We start from the raw sequence: 16,310 nt of genomic DNA, 5'->3' as shown, positions 1-16,310 counted from the left end.
ACGACGTTTAGCGAGGCGACGCACCACTAAACCACCCCCTAGTATGCCCAATCCGATAATACCAGAAGGTTCGGGAGTGGACACCGGCGGCTGACTTTGGCTGAATACCTGTACGCGATTGTTGTCCGTGTCAGCTACATAGATATTACCACCGCTACCGACGGCGATACCGTTGGGGGCATTGAACTGACCGTTCCCCGAACCGTTGCTACCGAAAGTGGACTGGAAGACACCACTGGAGTTGAATACCTGTACGCGATTGTTGAACGTATCAGCTACATAGATATTACCACCGCCATCGACGGCGATACCGTTGGGGAAAAAGAACTCACCGTTCCCCGAACCTTGGCTACCGAAAGCGAAGGAAAAACTGGCCGCAGTGGCACTGCTGGCGATACTAATACATCCGATCGCAGTGGCCGTGACTAGAGAAAAGGATTTCAGCCGAGCCTTTGATAAGCTATGCTTCTCCCCCCCCATGATTGATAAGTTTGGCTAATAGCATAAAACTTCATAAAATTAAACTGTTTGTAACTTAGTCCTTCCTTTAGTAATTGTCAAGAAATTTCTGGTTAAGATGTGATAAATTTGCTGTTAAGATGTGATAGATTTGCTGTTAAGATGTGATGGATTTGCCGATAATGTATTCCGTGCTACGATTCTCTTCGGCAATAGTTACGGCGAATACAGTGTGTCAACACCAGCGACCGAGGGTATCCTAGGAGAAACGGAAAGTAATCCCTGAAGATGTTTGATAATATTTGTAAATTTATTGCCGAAAACTTCTCCGATGATTTAGCCACTTGGTTATTGGGTTCTCCCCTCTCCTTAACCGTCCTCGACCCGACGGAATTACAATTAGACCCCATTCGTGCTGATTCTCTGATTTTTTTGCAGTCAGAGCAATTAATTCTCCATACCGAATTTCAAACCGACCCCAACTCTAAGATTCCTTTCCGAATGCTTGATTATCGCATTCGCGTCTATCGTCGTCATCCCCAAACACCAATGCGTCAAGTGGTAATTTATCTGCGACGCAGTGATTCTCCCCTAGTACAAGAAAATACCTTCCGTCTGGGGGAAACCTTTCATTCTTTTCAAGTCATCCGTCTTTGGGAAGAAAAGACACCGCAATTTTTCCATCATCCCGGTTTATTACCCTTTGCTGTCCTCAGCAATACTGATGACCCCGAACAGGTGTTAAGTCAGGTGTCCCGTTCTCTAGAAACTATCTCCCAAAAACAGGTACAAAGCAATCTCGCAGCCGCTACCAGTATTCTCGCTGGGTTAGTATTAAATCGAGAGACGATTAAAAAAATTCTTCGGAGTGACATTATGAGAGAATCCGTCATCTATCAAGATATTTTAGAGGAAGGCAGAGAGGAAGGCGAGGAAAAAGGACGACAAGAAGGACGACAAGAAGGATTGCAAGCGGGTAAAGAGGAAAAAGCTCGACAAATTGCCCTGAAAATGCTATCTGCTGGTTTTTCTATCCCAGAAATCGCCCAATTTACCGATTTATCCCCTGACGCGATCGAGGAATTACAATCGAGAGACGATTAAAAAAATCCTTCGGAGTGACATTATGAGAGAATCCGTCATCTATCAAGATATTTTAGAGGAAGGCGAGGAAAAAGGACGACAAGAAGGACGACAAAAAGGTCAAGACGAAAAAGCTCGGCAAATTGCCCTAAAAATGCTATCTGCTGGTTTTTCTATCCCAGAAATCGCCCGATTTACTGATTTATCCCCCAACGCAATCGAGGAATTAAAAAGACAAAACGCTCACGATGTTTGATAATATTTGTAAATTTATTGCCGAAAACTTCTCCGATGATCTAGCCACTTGGTTATTAGGTTCTCCCCTCTCCTTAACCGTCCTCGACCCGACGGAATTACAACTAGACCCCATTCGTGCTGATTCTCTGATTTTTTTGCAGTCAGAGGAATTAATTCTCCATACCGAATTTCAAACCGACCCCAACTCTAAGATTCCTTTCCGAATGCTTGATTATCGCATTCGCGTCTATCGTCGTCATCCCCAAACACCAATGCGTCAAGTGGTAATTTATCTGCGACGTAGTGATTCTCCCCTAGTACAAGAAAATACCTTCCGTCTGGGGGAAACCTTTCATTCCTTCCAAGTCATCCGTCTTTGGGAAGAAAAGACACCACAATTTTTCCATCATCCCGGTTTATTACCCTTTGCTGTCCTCAGCAATACTGATGACCCCGAACAGGTGTTAAGTCTGGTGTCCCGTTCTCTAGAAACTATCTCCCAAAAACAGGTACAAAGCAATCTCGCAGCCGCTACCAGTATTCTCGCTGGGTTAGTATTAAATCGAGAGACGATTAAAAAAATCCTTCGGAGTGACATTATGAGAGAATCCGTCATCTATCAAGATATTTTAGAGGAAGGCGAGGAAAAAGGACGGCGAGAAGGCGAGGAAAAAGGACTACAAAAAGGTAAAGAGGAAAAAGCTCGGCAAATTGCCCAGAAAATGCTATCTGCTGGTTTTCCTATCTCAGAAATCGCCCGATTTACCGATTTATCCCCGGCAACTATCGAGGAATTACAAAGACAGCAGCACAATTAAAGCTTTTAACCGCAAAGGGTGGGGAATTAGGAAAATTTCCCACCGTCTCCCCACCCCACACCGACACACCACTAAACCACTACCTAGTATGCCTAGTCCGATCATATCAGAAGGTTCGGGCGTGGACACATTACCAATATCACCCGAAATATCAGAAGCAACAAGGCGAAAGTTATCCATTGCAGCATAACCACTGCTTAGAATATCGGTTTTATCCCAAAAAAGCCGCAATTTTCTCCACGGCGGCCTCTAGAATATCGGGATCGTGAACTAAGGCAAAACGCACATAACCCTCGCCACCCTTACCAAAACCGGAACCGGGGGAAACAGCGACACCGGTTTGGGCCACCAATTGCCGACAAAAATCGACGGAATTACCCGGCCAACTGGGGGGAATTTTCGCCCAAACGTACATAGTGGCAGCCGGAGTGGGAACCGACCAACCGATGCGATTTAGGGCATTAATAAACACATTCCGGCGTTTTTGGAAGATAGCGACGGTTTCTTTGACTGAATCTTGATTACCGGTTAAAGCAGCGATCGCACCATTGAGAATGCCCAAATACTGATTAAAATCAACCGTAGCTTTAATCTGTCGCAAAGCCATAATTAACTGCCGGTTGCCAATGGCAAAACCGACGCGAAAACCGCCCATATTATAGGACTTGGAGAAGGTAAAAAACTCGATCGAATTAGTTTTAGCTCGATCGGCCTGTAAAATTGACGGGGGAGGCGATGTTCCCGCAAAAAAGATGTCTAGATAGGGAAAATCGTGGATTAAGACTAAATTATGCTGACGGCAAAAATCAACCGCTTTTTGGAAAAATGCCAAAGGTGCGATCGCTGTAGTCGGATTATGGGGATAACTCAAGACCATCAGCTTCGATTGTGCCAGCACTGCCTCAGGAATGTCCTCTAAAACCGGCAGAAAGTCATTTTTTGCCAAAATTGGCATTCCGTAGATTTGACCGCCTGCAAGGGCAACACCGCCCAAATGGGAGGGATAACCCGGATCGAGGAGTAGGGCAAAATCCCCGGGGTTGAGAAGGGCCAAAGGTAGATGGGCCGTGCCTTCCTGAGAACCGATTAGGGGTAAAACCTCCGTTTCTGGATCGACGGGGACACCAAAGCGAGCGCTATACCAGTTAGCGGCAGTTATTCGGAAGTCTCGCGTACCATTATGGAGTAAATAGCCGTGGGTGTGAGGATCGTGGAGAGATCGCTCTATAGCATCGATAACATGGGGAGCAGCACCAAGATCGGAGGAACCGAGCGAAAGATCGATAATGGTATTACCCGCTTCTCTACTGGCAGCTTTTGCCCGATCCATATCGGCAAAAACGTTGGATTGCAGTGCCTGTAAGCGGTTTGCTAGGGTTAAGTCATTCATAACCACAGATACCTAATTAGCTGACATAGGTATCGATAAAAGATTGTAATTGTTGTTTGCCGATCGCCCCTTCATGAGTGGCAATAAGTTTGTTATCTTTAAAGATCCGTAAAGCGGGAACACCTTCCACCTTATATTTAGCCACCGAGTCGGGGTTAGGGTCCACCTCTAGTTTAACTACTTTTAGCCGTTCGCCGTAGGTTTTCGCCACCCAATCGATCGAGGGGGATACCAGACGACACGGACCGCACCAACTGGCCCAAAAATAGACTAAAACAGGTTTTTCGACCTCAAAAACCTCTTGTTCAAAGGTATGATCGCTAATGACAGTTACGCTACTCACAGTATTTATTTCCTTACCATCGCTACCGATCATCATAGAGGTTCCGGGGAATTTTCCGCAATTATCCACTTCTACGGTTCCTCAAACATTGGCTAAAAAATTTTCACCGCATTAATTCTAGTTCGGGTTAAGCAACTTCTGCCCCGATTTCCCGTCAGGGTTTTCGCCGCTCCCGAAGCGTTTCTCGTCCCTCCTCCATAGGTTTTGGGAAATTTTACTGAATTTTGCCTAAACTCAACCCAAAGAGAGTATAGGTACAGAGGGAACCAAGGCCGAACATCAGGGAACGAGCGATCGGGATATTAGTGATATAAAAAAGGGAAAATAAAAGCCGGAGGATCACAAAAGCGATCGCACAGTTAGCAGCCAGGGATGAGGAGACTCCTGTAACGTAGGCGATCAGAGCAGCAGCACTATAGATCATAAAGGTTTCAAAACCATTTTGATGAGCCCAAGTTGCTCGTTTAGCATAGTCTGGGAGTTGATCGAACATTGCCCGGGGAGCGGAGGTATCGTAACCCGCCTTAGCTCTAGCGTAAGCGACCAGAAGAAAAGGTAGATAGACAGAGATCGCCGCAGCCGGGATCGAATAGAGGAGAATGGCGCTGACGGAGAGATTCATTGCTCAATTTAGTCAAAATAAAATAGGGTAACTAGCTTGCGTTGATCTTCCGCTTCCGCGCAGGTTTGCAAAAGGGTCTGACTGTCGTGGAAAGCAAAACAGATTAACTGTTGACAACGATTGATAATCTCGCGATTACAGAGGCTGCTGGCTTCCCCTAGGGATAGATGATCATTTTCGGGACATTCCACCAGATGGATAACCTGCTGGAGTTGTTCTTGGGATTCCAGGGGCTGGCGATCAAGACTTTGGGGTAAGATCACGGTTAACAGATTAGGATCTGCCCGCATTGCCCCTTTAATGACGGCGGAATTGGTTCCCGTCGCCCCAGAGGTCATAATCCGATTGCCCGCCAGCACGAGGGCATAGGCCATCATTTCGATCAACTGTTGGTGCGTGATGGGAACGTGACGGGAACCCAATAAAGCGACGCGCTTAGAACCGGTCTGCTGAATGGCGGCTAGTTCTTGAGCTAGAGTGTCTAGGGTGTTAGTGGTATCTACAGATTGACTCAAAGACTTTTACTGCAAATTCGGACTGATTAACCGTCCGTTATTGTAGCATCAAATTGTCATGATCGGAAATTTGGCCAGAAAACCCCAGCTGCTCATCGAGGTGTTCTTTCTGTGGTGGTCCCCTATGATCCCTCAGAAATTGTTATTGGTGGGGAAGTGCCTCTAGATTCTGCTGTAAGATAGGTGCATAGACGATATTTACCCCAGAGCCATGACCACTTCTCCTGTTCCCCAAGGGGACGATTTTAGCGATCGCCAGATCCGTCCCGTACAATATCGGGATTTGGAAGACATTGAAGCTTTAACCCTGGATGACTTCGATGAGGATATTGATCGTCGCGCCCAAAATTTCCGCACGCAGGTGCAACAGGTGCGTCCTTGGTTTGGGTTGTTTAAAATTCTCAGTCTTTTTCCCAATCCTCTCCAACACCGTTTTCATGTCTATGTGGCTGAGTCCCTGGTCAATCGGGGAGAAGAAGGGAAAATTCGCGGGGCAATCCAAGTCACCCCTTTTAATAGTAGTCGCAGCACTTGGCGGGTGGAACAGGTGCGGGTGCATCCAGCGGAGTCTTTAAGCGAACCCAAGGGCATCGGGGCGCAATTACTGCGTTATTGTCTAGAAACGGTTTGGGAAGCGCGCACCTGGGTGTTAGAGGTTAATATCAATCAAAAGGACAGTTTGGCACTTTTCCGGCAACACGGTTTTCAGCCTTTGGCAGAATTAACCTATTGGTCTTTACCGCCGCAATTATTACAGGAATTAGGGAAACAAGAGGCAGATTTACCGAATTTACTGCCTGTGAGCAATGCTGACGCTCAATTGCTTTATCAATTAGATTGTGTGTCTATGCCGCCGCTACTACGTCAGGTATTTGATCGCCATATCCAAGATTTTAAAATCAGTTTAGTTGATAGTTTGCTCTATCGCTGTCAAAGTTGCTGCGGCGGTCCGCCAATTAGTCGCGGTTACGTTTTTGAACCACAACGAAAAGCGGCGATCGGTTATTTTGAATTAATCCTATCCAATCAGGATGAGCGACCCCATCAAGCGAAATTAATTGTCCATCCTGCCTACACTTGGCTCTATCCTAAGTTATTAATCCAGATGGCCCAGATCACTCGCAAGTATCCCCCTCGATCGCTAGAGTTGATATCTGCTGATTATCAGCACGAAAGACGGGAATATCTGGAACAATTGGGAGCGATCCGCAGTTCCCACACCCTGATGATGTCGCGCTCGGTATGGCACAAAATCCGCGAAACTAAGCCAGAAAATTCCGCCCTGGCAGAAATGCTACAGGGTTTACAACCGGTGCCGCGAACTCCCATCCCTAGTCGGATGTCTTGGTTAAAATGGCCCAATAATCCCCCCCTAGACTCCCTCGACAGTCCGGGAGAAATTCCCCCCGCTAAACCCCCTTCGGAACCCCCCGATCAGGGGCATCCAGTGTGATGGAAAGAGTCGCCGCCCTAGGCTTAGATATCGGCAAAAAACGGGTAGGAGTGGCAGGATGTGACGGCACAGGTTTAATCGCCACCGGTTTGACCACGATTATCCGTTCTTCCTTTGTTGCTGACACAGCACAGTTTGAGGCAATTGTCAAGAAAAGAAATATTAAGATTTTGGTGGCGGGACTGCCCTATACCATGGCGGGAGAGCTAGGATTTCAGGCTAAACAGGTACAAAAATACGCCCGGAAACTAGCGATCGCCTTGGATTTACCCCTCGAATACATTGATGAGCGCTGCACGTCCCTAGAGGCGGAAGAATTCTTAAAAGCCAAAAAACAGTTTTCCTCTTGGGATAAGGGAGCGATCGATCGGGAAGCGGCGGCGATTATTTTACAACAATGGCTCGATCGCCGACGGCGAGTTAATAGTGTTGTTTTAGGGGATAGGGAAATCGTCGAACCAAAAAACGGCAAGGGAACTGGTAGCCAAAGCCTCGAATAACTTCCGATCCAAGGTCAACAAGGGTGCGTCTAGTCGCTTGGCAAGGGCGACATAAGAGCCATCGTAGGCGGTCAGATTATAGGCGATGCCGAGATTCACAGCTTCTCTCATGAGAGGGACAGTAGAAAAAACCCACAGGGGATAACCTTCTAGAAAGGTCAAGGCCTCTTGAACTTGGCTTGCCGTCAATTGTCCTGCCCGCAAATATTTCCAGAGAATGTTTGCCATTTCAATGTAATACCATTTTTCTAAATTCCTGACAGACATAGAGCTTCTAAAATCCAAGACCATCCCGTCAAATACCCGAGCGTGTCATTGGATAGAGAATTTAAAAGATGGTAAAGTTTACTTCTTAAGTTATCAAGGGAGTTAAAATTGCCCCAGGCCAATAGGTTTTTCAAATATAGCCAAACTCTCTCAATTGGATTTACTTCTGGACAATAGGGAGGTTGATAAAATAGGATAATATTATCAGGTATTTCTAGGTCGGTCGCCGTATGTGCGGGAGCATTATCTAATTGAATAATATGTAATTCCTCAGAAAAAGCTTGAGAAAAAAGCGTTAAATATTGATTAAAACATTCCCCATCTAAATGAGAGAATTCATAAAAAAAACTGCTACCTGTTCGAGGTTCTATTAAACCATAGAGCCAGAGATATTGAAAATTATACTGAAAATTACCAAGGGGCTTTATGCCTTTAATTGTTATTTTATTTCTGACCATGGTAGGACAGCCGAAGCGACTTTCATCTGGACAGCAGAAGCGGACTTTTAAATATTGACTAACTTTTTCAGATTCCTTTTCTAGTAAAGCTTGTAGCTGTTCATATAGATTATTTTGGAATATTTTTACTTCTCCTGGTAATTGTTTTAAATTGTGAGGTCGAGCCACTTTTAATTTAGCTTGTAATTCATTTCTTACGAGAGGGTAAACAGTTCTATAACTGGTGGGTATTTCTAAAACAATTGATACCCAAAAATGAATTTCTTTATAACTTTGAAATCCTTCTGGGTCTTTTAATTCATTCTGAATTAGAGCGGCTTCTTCCACTGAAATCTTTTTGGTTCTTCCCAGTTTTTCTGGTTCTGACAAGAGATTTTCTATTCCTCCTTCTCGATAACAACTTAACCAGCGATGAATAGTTCTTTCTGAGCGTCCTATTAACACGGCGAGATGACGAACCGTTTCTACCTCCTTAATTTTTAGTAGATACAGGGATTGTACTTTAGCAAAGTTTAAAGAGGTTACTTGTTGCTTCAACAAGGATTTTAATTCTTCTACTGACTCAGCAACATTAATATTAGGGACTCCACTCATTGCCTTTTTACCACACAAACTATACCTTTACCAAGTATGACATACTTTTTGAAAAATGGTATTACCTGATAACGCATTTCTAGAAAGCGATCGACCGACGGGAGTAAGAACGAGATTATTGGTACTGGAAAAATAGCACGCAATGGACGCTTACGGGAGCGTCCTATTTCCGCAATCGGACCAGCTATAGCAATAGAATCGGGAGACGGCATCCACAAAAAGGGTGAAAACAGCAAAAAAACCGACCGGCGTAAGTGAAAACGATTTGTGAAAAATCATGAACAACACTTTCACGGAAAAATTTCTCGAACAACCACCACCGAATACCGTTCGGGTCATCCAAACGGTCACGGGAACAACCGACAACGCCCGAATATGGGTCGGTTACGATGCCGACGACCAGAAAACCTTTCACATTTACTGTCCTTATCGCATTGGCAACCGCATACCTGAACCCGTCACGGCAATCGAGGCGATTTTTTTCGATAATTACTGGCGCTGGCGGGTCACGACCGCATACACCGCTCCCCGTTGTCCCGATTGTGGTGCGGCATGGAACGAGCGCCATTGCGAATTTTGCGGTTTGTCGCTTGAAGACCCGATTTAAAGAGAAAAAAAGAGAACATTGAAGAAAACCTCTGTATTAGTCGAGAAAATTCAAACAGAGGTCTTAAACTATGAAAATCTTATCCTGTTATTCCCTCGGTGAACACTTCACTACCTTATTTTGCCGTTTAGAAGCATTCGGAACGATTCGCTCGATCAAAGAGCATTATCAACTGACTAAACTTTTTCAAGGTAAACCAGCCCCGTCTAGTTTAAACGCTCAAAAAGATAAAAACGACAGATAAACAGATAAAAACAATATAAATTACCGAAAAAGACGGTATCACTGGCGAAAACCATTAGAAACTGGAGAAACAATCATGCCAGTCCCGAAAACAACCGTCAACTCTGTATCCGATGAAGCCCTCGGCAACTTCGCCGTCCCCGATCATTCAGAACGGGTTTATGCCCAAGTGTACTATGCCATCCGGGAACGTCAGGGTATGCTATCTCGGAAACGCAACGGCGAGGATTTCAGTTGGGATGACTTCAAACAGAAATTCACTGAAGCGTTCGGCACTCCCAACAATCCAACCTATACGATCGAACAACTGCTGGATTATGCACTTCGCAAATTCAATATGACCTTGCAGGACTTGATCGATGCCAACAAACGCAGTTGGGAACGCCGTCGCGCTTGGGAAGAAAAATATGGTTCCTATAACAGCATTCCCCAAGACTGGAACCCAGGTTAATTAACGTGATGGGAGAGGAGTTTTCCTCTCCTTTTTTTTGCTTCGGTGAAGGGAGAAATCAAAGAAAAATTAAATAACAAAAACTCTCGGGGTGGGGTGTAAAATATTCCGAGAAAATCGATGGATAACGACACTTTCGATAGTTATCTTAACACCCTCCGTGATTATCGTCTATATCAACAATTTTCCGATAATTATTACGATCCGACCGAGGATTTACCGTCAGGTATTCACGCCTCGATCTACCGTCCCGAACCAGAAATAGAAGACGACCCCGACCCAGATGAGCCAGAACTTTCGGATAATTGGCAACCCAGCGACGATCCTCTTCATTTCTAATCGGTAAATCAAACTTTTTCTGCCCTTGGGCGATGGTCGTCGCGACTATCGCCTTTTTTGACCGAGGGAAACGATCGCCAGTAATTTTCAGACAAAGCTCGGTCGGGAGACAACGAATACAAAAAATAGGAAAAGAAAACAAAGAAAACGGTCGAGTGCGGTCGAAAACCAACGGGAGTTAACACCATGCGTCAATCCGGCCACACCCTTCTCGAACTGCTCGTCACTTTAACCCTAATCGCTATCCTGCTGCTCATCGGTCTGTCTCTGCTCTCCCGATTACTAGCAGAAATTCGTCTCAACACCGCCACCTTTGAACTCTCCCAACATTGGAAGTTTACCCGCTTCGATGCAACAGGAAGTGGAACCACCCCCACCACCCTCTGCATGAAAGACGACGGACGGATCGAGGTGGCCAAGATAGCCAGCGACGATTGCGAGACGGTCAGTGAATGGCAGTCTCTGACGGCAGAGGTCGGCATTGACACCGCTAATTCGACCCTGAGAAGAGTTAGCGGTGTCGGGGGAAACAACGGCACGATTCTACCGGGTCAGTTGGGCAGACACGAGAGGCGGTCTGGGCGGTTCTTGGGGACAGTTAGGCCGACTGACACTGACCGCCCAGGGAACAAACGCCAAACGCTGTTTATTTTTATTCCGTGTCGATGGTTCATGGGATATCCGCGAAGACAACCGATGCCAGAGATGAAAAAGAAAAAAAAGACGGGAGAAAAGGCTAACGCCATCGGGTGCAAATCATTCGAGAAACAAAACGATGACAGAACAAACCTTATTGAACTACCTCTCCCGGCAATTCCCCCAGCTTCCCAACCTCGACCTCACCCTACTAACACGAACCCTCTTTCCTCTATCCCCAGTCGAACTCTACACCCTCAGACTCGCTCACGGCGATAACGCTATCATGAAGGCCGCCATTGATAGCACCATTCGGCAACGGCAAGAAGAGAAGGAAATCGCCGCCCTCGAACGACAACACGAAATCTATGACGAGTATCGTCACTGCTGCGGCGGTTGGTAAACTTTATTCGGTGGGGACATTCCCCGCCGGATAGCCATTTTGTCATAATCAAAATGTTAATCCTCCTATTCTAGTTCCAGTACAAATATGGTCAGATATGAGTTCCAATAGGTCAGATCGAGCGAATGCCCTGTATGAATCCGACTTCTACGGCTGGACAGAGCTACAAGCGAACGTTCTAGCCAACCGACAGGTAGAAGCACTGGACTGGCAAAACTTACGGGAGGAAATCATTTCCTTGGGTAAACAAGAATATCGAGAACTGGTGAGCCGTCTGACCGTTTTGGTAGGACATCTTCTCAAATGGGAATATCAGCCAGATAAACGTTCTCGTAGTTGGTTTTTGACGATTAGAGAACAGAGACGAGCGATCAGACGGCATCTACAGGGCAATCCTAGTTTATCCCGGATACCGACGGCTTTATCCGATGCTTTCGAGGCCGGAGTCGATTTGGCTTTGCGAGACACGGATTTACCGATACGGACTTTTCCCTCTCACTGTCTTTTCACCTTCGAGGACATCATGGCCGACCATTTCCTCTGCGATACCAGTCAGGATTGGCCATGAGTTCAATGATTCGACGATACCGCCTCGACGGGTATTTGAATTTCACTCCGTTTCAGGGGATCGGGAACGTAGGGACCATCATAGAAAAAGCGACGGGGGGAACTGATCGCCCGGTAGCTCGGATGTTCGGCCAGCCATTCTTTCAGTCGGGTCAATCCCTGTTGGTAACTGTCAAAATCGTAACCTCCCTGTAATCCCAAGCTCACCACCGTCATGGGTGGTACATCCTCAATCCGAATATTATCGGCCACCTCTTTCGGGTAAGTGTCGGTGTCGCGGTAGAGAAAGGAAACTTCGGCCTCTCCCGATGTCGCTCCCGTGTCTGCGGGGTAACGGGTTTCAACGGGTGCGGTCATCGAGATCTCGTTGGAACTGATGTGTTGGTACAGGGGATAAAACGACCGGTTCGCCGCCTCGGAAAGTTGACCCCGATAGCGGTAAGTAGCGGCGCGATAGGCGGGATAGTTCTTCACCTCGATCCGTCCGTTCGGAGTCGGGGTCGGAAATCCTGCGGGTAGGGGAGCGCTGGAAGCTTGATAGACCCCGATCGCAAGGGCGGCTAAGGCGATAAAGCCGAGGGGAATTAACAGATGATGTAATTTCATGATCGATCGGTCGCGGGGACATCTCTATTGTGGGACGAGTTCACTTCCGTTGACATCCCGTTATCGAAACGCGCCTCCTTATTTTACCGCGACAATAGTTCTAGTAATGTATAATGTAATGTATATAAATAATCAAATTCGGCTATGGTCAGCAAAATCCGCAAGCAAATTTATATCGAAGCCGAACAGGATAATTTACTAAAAGAGAGCGCTCGACGAACGGGACTCAGCGAGGCCGAGATCATCCGACGTGCAATAGATTGGCACATAAGCCCTGTCAACGGTCTCGAAAACCAAAATTTATTATCGCAATTACATAATTTATCGAGACATGAAAAGTTGAAACTGATCAAATTTTTATTGCAGGATTCAGAAACAAATAATGCCGATTCCGATCAGACTTTATTATCTCAATTAGCTGGAACTTGGACAGAGGCGGATGAGATGGATTTTTTACAAAATACAGAAGCCTTTCGAGCAGTTGAGGAAAGTTTGCGGAGCTAAGACCGATTCTACTGGATACCAACGCTTATACCACTTTTAAACGTAATATTTTTGAAACATTTGAGGTTATTAGAAACACGCCTTTAATCGGTTTAAATAGTGTAATTTTAGGAGAATTTATGGTGGTTTTGCGTTGACTTCTAGAGAAGAATATAACCGAAGGAAACTTAAGCAATTTTTGGAAATATCCAAAATTAACTGTTTTGCGATCGATTGCGATACCGCCGAATATTACTCTAGAGTTTATTATTACTTGAGGAAAAAGGGCAATCCGATTGCGACTAACGATATGTGGATTGCGGCGACCGCTCTACAATATAATCTGGCTTGATTTAGCTATGACAAGCATTTTCGGGCGGTCGATGGGTTGATAACGGGAAATAGCAGCGCCGATTTTGCGATTATTCGATCTTAAGAGAATTGCTTCAGATCGGTATCGCTGAAAGTGTAGCTTCAAAAGATACCAGGAAGCCAAAAGAAAGAATCGAACTTACCAAAAACTATTTGAGAGGGAGTCCTTAACTTTTGTTAAAAATAAGTGAGTGGACAGGCTAGGAAAAATTAAGTTTTGAAAATTTAACTGCACTTTACTATACTTTCACTTTACCCTAGAAGAAGAACATCAAAAAGTCAAAAAATATACATGAAGACGGTCAACAAGGAGGGAATAAGCCAACGACCTCATGCCTAGAAAAAAGCTTTTTAAGTAGGAATTAAAAGAGCGGCGGACAGGATGAGTAGTTTGAAAGATTGAGAGGAAAAATCCCATGACGACAACCGTTCAACGCTTAAGCGAACTGAATTTTGCATCCCTATCACCGGCAGGGGGATTGTTCCCGTCGCCGATCACCTGGGAAGACCAAACGTTCTATTTCTTGATGCTCGATCGCTTCTCCGATGGTCGTGAAAACGGGTACAAGGACAACGAGGGGAATTTAGTCCGGAGCGGGACAACCCCACCCTACAGTCCGGCTGGTGCGGAAAATGCCGTGAAAACCGAGGCGGATGCAGCCCGCTGGCGCGAAGCAGCAGTCAAATATGTGGGAGGGACGCTCAAGGGGTTAGAGAGCAAAATCGGCTATCTGAAACGATTGGGGGTGACGTCGCTCTGGATTAGCCCTATTTTTAAACAGGTTCGGTTTCGGGAAACTTATCACGGCTACGGCATCCAGAATTTTCTGGAGGTAGAACCCCACTTTGGCAGCTGCGAAGACTTGCGGGAAGTGGTGCGAATTGCCCATGCCAATGGCATCTATGTGATTCTGGACATCATTTTGAACCATGCGGGCAACGTCTTTTCATATTCGGGAGAGCGCAATCCCCCTTGGACTGGCAATACTTACTCGGTTGATGGCTTCAACGACAGACAGGGCAATCCTACCATTCCCTTTGTCAAAGCCAATCCGCAAAATCTGCCCGATTATGAGGGGGCAATATTTCCTGCTGAATTCCAAGACCCCAATGCCTTTACCCGTAAAGGATACATCAAAAATTGGGACTACAACCCCGAATTCCGCGAGGGGGACTTCTTTGACCTGAAAGACATTCATCACGGGTACGGTGCTGCTGATGATTACCAAGTATCTGATGCCCTGCGCCATTTGTGTGAAGCCTACAAATACTGGATCGCCTACGCTGACATCGATGGTTTCCGCATCGATACGGTCAAGCACATGGACATTGGCGCAACTCGCTACTTTGTCTCAGTGATGCGCGAGTTCAGCCAAAGCATTGGCAAGGAAAATTTCTTCCTGCTGGGCGAGATTACCGGCGGGCGCAAACGAGCCTACGAAACCCTGGAATTAACTGGACTCAGTGCGGCGCTAGGAATTGATGATATACCCGATAAGTTGGAATACTTGGTCAAGGGATACCGCAATCCGAACGACTATTTCAGCCTGTTCCGCAACTCGGAGTTGGTCAACAAAGGCTCTCACCTCTGGTTCTGCAATAAGGTGGTGACTTCCTTTGACGACCACGATTCAGGTACGCAAAGGCAATCAGAAAGCTCGTTTCTGTGCCGATGCCCATGCCTCGAAAGTAGTGCTGAATGTTTTAGCCTTGAATGCTTTAACCTTGGGCATTCCCTGCATCTACTACGGCAGCGAACAATGTTTCGATGGGCGCGGAGGAAGCGATCGCTACATCCGGGAGTCGATGTTCGGCGGTGAATTTGGGGCGTTTCGGACGCGAGGGCTGCATTTCTTCAATGAAGACAATCGGGTTTACCAAGAACTCGCTAAAGTTCTAGAAATCCGCCGACAAAACATCGTCCTGCGTCGTGGTCGCCAATACCTGCGCCCGATTTCAGCACCCGATGATGGAGTCCGCTTCAGCTTGCCGGAGATGGTGAATCGACAACTGCGATCGATGGTGCCTTGGTCACGGATTTTCAACGGCCAGGAGGTGCTACTGGCGATTAACACCGATTATGACCAGCCCAAAACGGCTTGGGTGACCCTCGACAATGAACTGCACCAAACCAGGGATGTATTGAAGTGCATCTACTCGACAGATGTAGCGCAGGTGGGTCAGTCGGTGACTGTTGAAGCACGGAATGGGAAAGCGGTGTTGATTACCGTTCCGGCATCAGGGTTGGTGATTTTTGAATAGTTGAGAAGGAACAAGCAATTTAATCCAGGAGGATATTATGACTCAGACAATTAATGACAATCTTGCAGTAATAGGCAACATAGAAACAGTTGCCACGTTTACCCGTTCCAGTGGCGACGTTTCTGCGCTTCTTCAAAGTGGCTCAGGTAATGAGGTTTACCTTCGATTCAAGAACAGTGAGACAGGAAATAATTCCTGGATGGCTGGCATGGATGATGACGAGCAATTCAAGATTGCTTATGGCGCAGATGGAGAAATCCGGGGGGCGGAAACCAAACTATATGTCGCTCAATCTGGCAAAGTTGGCATCGGAACGACAAGGACGAGGAATCCTCTGGCAATTCGAGCGCAAGGAATCTCGGAAGAATTAATTAGCTTTGAAAATCCACAAGGAACAACAAAGTGGCATATCAACCAAAATTTCGCCGGCAATCCAGGACTAAACTTTGTAGAATCAGGGGTAGCTGATGGAAGGCTGTTTATAAAAGCTGGTGGCAACGTCAGCATCGGAACGATTATCCATCTAAGAACAACTACAAAGCTCTCAGACAGAAAGTCAAGGAGACCGTTAATAACTTTTGCTTTGTAAGGAGGGTTTTACC

Annotated in this window: 25 protein-coding genes and 2 pseudogenes; 18 read left to right on the top strand and 9 right to left on the bottom strand. The window is 46.2% G+C overall.

Going from position 1 to position 16,310, the window contains the following annotated elements:
• Positions 1–36: 36 nt before the first annotated feature.
• A pseudogene (locus tag GQR42_RS08545) lies at positions 37–505 on the bottom strand (6-bladed beta-propeller); the annotation flags it as partial.
• A gap of 96 nt (positions 506–601) precedes the next feature.
• Between GQR42_RS08545 and GQR42_RS08540 the strand changes: the two are divergent.
• The 4 genes from GQR42_RS08540 to GQR42_RS08525 are packed head-to-tail and all read left to right on the top strand — an operon-like array spanning position 602 to position 2,597.
• A complete protein-coding gene (locus GQR42_RS08540) occupies positions 602–745 on the top strand; it encodes a hypothetical protein (RefSeq protein WP_158199638.1) in 144 nt (47 codons plus the stop codon).
• A 2-nt stretch (positions 746–747) separates the two neighbouring features.
• A complete protein-coding gene (locus GQR42_RS08535; protein WP_158199637.1) occupies positions 748–1,563 on the top strand; it encodes an Rpn family recombination-promoting nuclease/putative transposase in 816 nt (271 codons plus the stop codon).
• Positions 1,564–1,585: 22 nt separating this feature from the next.
• Positions 1,586–1,798 (top strand): hypothetical protein, encoded by a 213-nt coding sequence (locus GQR42_RS08530; protein ID WP_233271331.1) that lies wholly within the window; start codon positions 1,586–1,588, stop codon positions 1,796–1,798.
• The gene (locus GQR42_RS08525) at positions 1,791–2,597 is read left to right on the top strand and encodes an Rpn family recombination-promoting nuclease/putative transposase (protein ID WP_158199636.1); all 807 of its coding nucleotides are present in this window, start codon (positions 1,791–1,793) and stop codon (positions 2,595–2,597) included. Before GQR42_RS08530 ends, GQR42_RS08525 begins: the two co-directional genes overlap by 8 nt.
• Here the strand turns inward: GQR42_RS08525 and GQR42_RS28535 are convergent.
• From GQR42_RS28535 to GQR42_RS08500, 5 genes are all read right to left on the bottom strand, one after another.
• Entirely contained in the window at positions 2,574–2,777 is a 204-nt protein-coding gene (locus GQR42_RS28535; protein ID WP_233271330.1) for a PEP-CTERM sorting domain-containing protein, read from the bottom strand. The two genes, GQR42_RS08525 and GQR42_RS28535, sit on opposite strands and share 24 nt — an antisense overlap.
• A gap of 31 nt (positions 2,778–2,808) precedes the next feature.
• Positions 2,809–3,987, bottom strand: coding sequence for an LL-diaminopimelate aminotransferase (locus GQR42_RS08515; protein WP_158199635.1), 1,179 nt, complete (start codon positions 3,985–3,987; stop codon positions 2,809–2,811).
• Positions 3,988–4,003: 16 nt separating this feature from the next.
• Positions 4,004–4,366 carry a thioredoxin family protein gene (locus tag GQR42_RS08510; RefSeq protein WP_158199634.1) on the bottom strand — a complete coding sequence of 121 codons (363 nt, stop codon included), beginning with the start codon at positions 4,364–4,366 and terminating at the stop codon, positions 4,004–4,006.
• Between the two features lie 178 nt (positions 4,367–4,544).
• Positions 4,545–4,952 (bottom strand): MAPEG family protein, encoded by a 408-nt coding sequence (locus tag GQR42_RS08505; RefSeq protein ID WP_158199633.1) that lies wholly within the window; start codon positions 4,950–4,952, stop codon positions 4,545–4,547.
• A gap of 8 nt (positions 4,953–4,960) precedes the next feature.
• Positions 4,961–5,467 (bottom strand): hypothetical protein, encoded by a 507-nt coding sequence (locus GQR42_RS08500; protein WP_002741066.1) that lies wholly within the window; start codon positions 5,465–5,467, stop codon positions 4,961–4,963.
• 211 nt (positions 5,468–5,678) lie between these two features.
• Here GQR42_RS08500 and GQR42_RS08495 point away from each other — a divergent pair, with 211 nt between their 5' ends.
• Both GQR42_RS08495 and ruvX read left to right on the top strand, forming a co-directional pair.
• Positions 5,679–6,920: a GNAT family N-acetyltransferase gene (locus GQR42_RS08495; RefSeq protein WP_158199632.1), complete on the top strand. Its 1,242-nt coding sequence runs from the start codon at positions 5,679–5,681 to the stop codon at positions 6,918–6,920.
• Entirely contained in the window at positions 6,920–7,420 is a 501-nt protein-coding gene (gene ruvX, locus GQR42_RS08490) for a Holliday junction resolvase RuvX (protein ID WP_233271398.1), read from the top strand. Before GQR42_RS08495 ends, ruvX begins: the two co-directional genes overlap by 1 nt.
• Here ruvX and GQR42_RS08485 read toward each other — a convergent pair.
• Both GQR42_RS08485 and GQR42_RS08480 read right to left on the bottom strand, forming a co-directional pair.
• Entirely contained in the window at positions 7,355–7,687 is a 333-nt protein-coding gene (locus tag GQR42_RS08485; RefSeq protein ID WP_158199630.1) for a type II toxin-antitoxin system VapC family toxin, read from the bottom strand. The genes ruvX and GQR42_RS08485 overlap by 66 nt on opposite strands.
• Complete coding sequence (locus GQR42_RS08480) at positions 7,669–8,739, bottom strand: IS630 family transposase (RefSeq protein WP_158199629.1); 1,071 nt, start codon at positions 8,737–8,739, stop codon at positions 7,669–7,671. Before GQR42_RS08480 ends, GQR42_RS08485 begins: the two co-directional genes overlap by 19 nt.
• Positions 8,740–9,016: 277 nt before the next feature.
• Here GQR42_RS08480 and GQR42_RS08475 point away from each other — a divergent pair, with 277 nt between their 5' ends.
• From GQR42_RS08475 to GQR42_RS08445, 7 genes and pseudogenes are all read left to right on the top strand, one after another.
• Positions 9,017–9,346 (top strand): hypothetical protein, encoded by a 330-nt coding sequence (locus tag GQR42_RS08475; protein ID WP_158199628.1) that lies wholly within the window; start codon positions 9,017–9,019, stop codon positions 9,344–9,346.
• A gap of 70 nt (positions 9,347–9,416) precedes the next feature.
• Positions 9,417–9,590, top strand: coding sequence for a hypothetical protein (locus GQR42_RS08470; RefSeq protein WP_158199627.1), 174 nt, complete (start codon positions 9,417–9,419; stop codon positions 9,588–9,590).
• Between the two features lie 75 nt (positions 9,591–9,665).
• Positions 9,666–10,040, top strand: a complete 375-nt coding sequence (locus tag GQR42_RS08465) for a hypothetical protein (protein ID WP_158199626.1) — start codon at positions 9,666–9,668, stop codon at positions 10,038–10,040.
• 120 nt (positions 10,041–10,160) lie between these two features.
• A complete protein-coding gene (locus tag GQR42_RS08460) occupies positions 10,161–10,379 on the top strand; it encodes a hypothetical protein (protein ID WP_158199625.1) in 219 nt (72 codons plus the stop codon).
• A 186-nt stretch (positions 10,380–10,565) separates the two neighbouring features.
• Positions 10,566–11,088: pseudogene (locus GQR42_RS08455) on the top strand (prepilin-type N-terminal cleavage/methylation domain-containing protein).
• 66 nt (positions 11,089–11,154) lie between these two features.
• Positions 11,155–11,418 carry a hypothetical protein gene (locus GQR42_RS08450; protein WP_158199624.1) on the top strand — a complete coding sequence of 88 codons (264 nt, stop codon included), beginning with the start codon at positions 11,155–11,157 and terminating at the stop codon, positions 11,416–11,418.
• A gap of 97 nt (positions 11,419–11,515) precedes the next feature.
• The gene (locus GQR42_RS08445) at positions 11,516–11,986 is read left to right on the top strand and encodes a DUF29 domain-containing protein (RefSeq protein ID WP_158199623.1); all 471 of its coding nucleotides are present in this window, start codon (positions 11,516–11,518) and stop codon (positions 11,984–11,986) included.
• Between the two features lie 2 nt (positions 11,987–11,988).
• Here the strand turns inward: GQR42_RS08445 and GQR42_RS08440 are convergent, their stop codons facing one another.
• Entirely contained in the window at positions 11,989–12,591 is a 603-nt protein-coding gene (locus GQR42_RS08440) for a heme-binding protein (RefSeq protein ID WP_158199622.1), read from the bottom strand.
• A 144-nt stretch (positions 12,592–12,735) separates the two neighbouring features.
• Here GQR42_RS08440 and GQR42_RS08435 point away from each other — a divergent pair, with 144 nt between their 5' ends.
• From GQR42_RS08435 to GQR42_RS08420, 5 genes are all read left to right on the top strand, one after another.
• Positions 12,736–13,095: a CopG family transcriptional regulator gene (locus GQR42_RS08435; protein ID WP_002757532.1), complete on the top strand. Its 360-nt coding sequence runs from the start codon at positions 12,736–12,738 to the stop codon at positions 13,093–13,095.
• A 133-nt stretch (positions 13,096–13,228) separates the two neighbouring features.
• Positions 13,229–13,426 carry a hypothetical protein gene (locus GQR42_RS28530; protein ID WP_233271329.1) on the top strand — a complete coding sequence of 66 codons (198 nt, stop codon included), beginning with the start codon at positions 13,229–13,231 and terminating at the stop codon, positions 13,424–13,426.
• Positions 13,427–13,862: 436 nt separating this feature from the next.
• Entirely contained in the window at positions 13,863–15,266 is a 1,404-nt protein-coding gene (locus GQR42_RS08425) for an alpha-amylase family glycosyl hydrolase (protein ID WP_233271328.1), read from the top strand.
• Positions 15,253–15,708, top strand: coding sequence for a hypothetical protein (locus tag GQR42_RS28525; RefSeq protein WP_233271327.1), 456 nt, complete (start codon positions 15,253–15,255; stop codon positions 15,706–15,708). Before GQR42_RS08425 ends, GQR42_RS28525 begins: the two co-directional genes overlap by 14 nt.
• 37 nt (positions 15,709–15,745) lie before the next feature.
• Entirely contained in the window at positions 15,746–16,297 is a 552-nt protein-coding gene (locus GQR42_RS08420) for a hypothetical protein (protein WP_158199621.1), read from the top strand.
• Positions 16,298–16,310 lie beyond the last annotated feature (13 nt).

The organism is Microcystis aeruginosa FD4, from assembly GCF_009792235.1.
Taxonomy (GTDB): domain Bacteria; phylum Cyanobacteriota; class Cyanobacteriia; order Cyanobacteriales; family Microcystaceae; genus Microcystis; species Microcystis viridis.
This window is presented reverse-complemented; position numbering and strand designations above follow the sequence as displayed.

Excerpts from the sequence above, each read along its gene's own strand:
- GQR42_RS08535 (WP_158199637.1), top strand. The coding sequence starts at position 748 with ATGTTTGATAATATTTGTAAATTTATTGCCGAAAACTTCTCCGATGAT.
- GQR42_RS08530 (WP_233271331.1), top strand. The coding sequence starts at position 1,586 with ATGAGAGAATCCGTCATCTATCAAGATATTTTAGAGGAAGGCGAGGAA.
- GQR42_RS08525 (WP_158199636.1), top strand. The coding sequence starts at position 1,791 with ATGTTTGATAATATTTGTAAATTTATTGCCGAAAACTTCTCCGATGAT.
- GQR42_RS28535 (WP_233271330.1), bottom strand. The coding sequence starts at position 2,777 with ATGGATAACTTTCGCCTTGTTGCTTCTGATATTTCGGGTGATATTGGT.
- GQR42_RS08515 (WP_158199635.1), bottom strand. The coding sequence starts at position 3,987 with ATGAATGACTTAACCCTAGCAAACCGCTTACAGGCACTGCAATCCAAC.
- GQR42_RS08510 (WP_158199634.1), bottom strand. The coding sequence starts at position 4,366 with ATGATGATCGGTAGCGATGGTAAGGAAATAAATACTGTGAGTAGCGTA.
- GQR42_RS08505 (WP_158199633.1), bottom strand. The coding sequence starts at position 4,952 with ATGAATCTCTCCGTCAGCGCCATTCTCCTCTATTCGATCCCGGCTGCG.
- GQR42_RS08495 (WP_158199632.1), top strand. The coding sequence starts at position 5,679 with ATGACCACTTCTCCTGTTCCCCAAGGGGACGATTTTAGCGATCGCCAG.
- ruvX (WP_233271398.1), top strand. The coding sequence starts at position 6,920 with ATGGAAAGAGTCGCCGCCCTAGGCTTAGATATCGGCAAAAAACGGGTA.
- GQR42_RS08485 (WP_158199630.1), bottom strand. The coding sequence starts at position 7,687 with ATGTCTGTCAGGAATTTAGAAAAATGGTATTACATTGAAATGGCAAAC.
- GQR42_RS08480 (WP_158199629.1), bottom strand. The coding sequence starts at position 8,739 with ATGAGTGGAGTCCCTAATATTAATGTTGCTGAGTCAGTAGAAGAATTA.
- GQR42_RS08475 (WP_158199628.1), top strand. The coding sequence starts at position 9,017 with ATGAACAACACTTTCACGGAAAAATTTCTCGAACAACCACCACCGAAT.
- GQR42_RS08470 (WP_158199627.1), top strand. The coding sequence starts at position 9,417 with ATGAAAATCTTATCCTGTTATTCCCTCGGTGAACACTTCACTACCTTA.
- GQR42_RS08465 (WP_158199626.1), top strand. The coding sequence starts at position 9,666 with ATGCCAGTCCCGAAAACAACCGTCAACTCTGTATCCGATGAAGCCCTC.
- GQR42_RS08460 (WP_158199625.1), top strand. The coding sequence starts at position 10,161 with ATGGATAACGACACTTTCGATAGTTATCTTAACACCCTCCGTGATTAT.
- GQR42_RS08450 (WP_158199624.1), top strand. The coding sequence starts at position 11,155 with ATGACAGAACAAACCTTATTGAACTACCTCTCCCGGCAATTCCCCCAG.
- GQR42_RS08445 (WP_158199623.1), top strand. The coding sequence starts at position 11,516 with ATGAGTTCCAATAGGTCAGATCGAGCGAATGCCCTGTATGAATCCGAC.
- GQR42_RS08440 (WP_158199622.1), bottom strand. The coding sequence starts at position 12,591 with ATGAAATTACATCATCTGTTAATTCCCCTCGGCTTTATCGCCTTAGCC.
- GQR42_RS08435 (WP_002757532.1), top strand. The coding sequence starts at position 12,736 with ATGGTCAGCAAAATCCGCAAGCAAATTTATATCGAAGCCGAACAGGAT.
- GQR42_RS08425 (WP_233271328.1), top strand. The coding sequence starts at position 13,863 with ATGACGACAACCGTTCAACGCTTAAGCGAACTGAATTTTGCATCCCTA.
- GQR42_RS28525 (WP_233271327.1), top strand. The coding sequence starts at position 15,253 with ATGTTCGGCGGTGAATTTGGGGCGTTTCGGACGCGAGGGCTGCATTTC.
- GQR42_RS08420 (WP_158199621.1), top strand. The coding sequence starts at position 15,746 with ATGACTCAGACAATTAATGACAATCTTGCAGTAATAGGCAACATAGAA.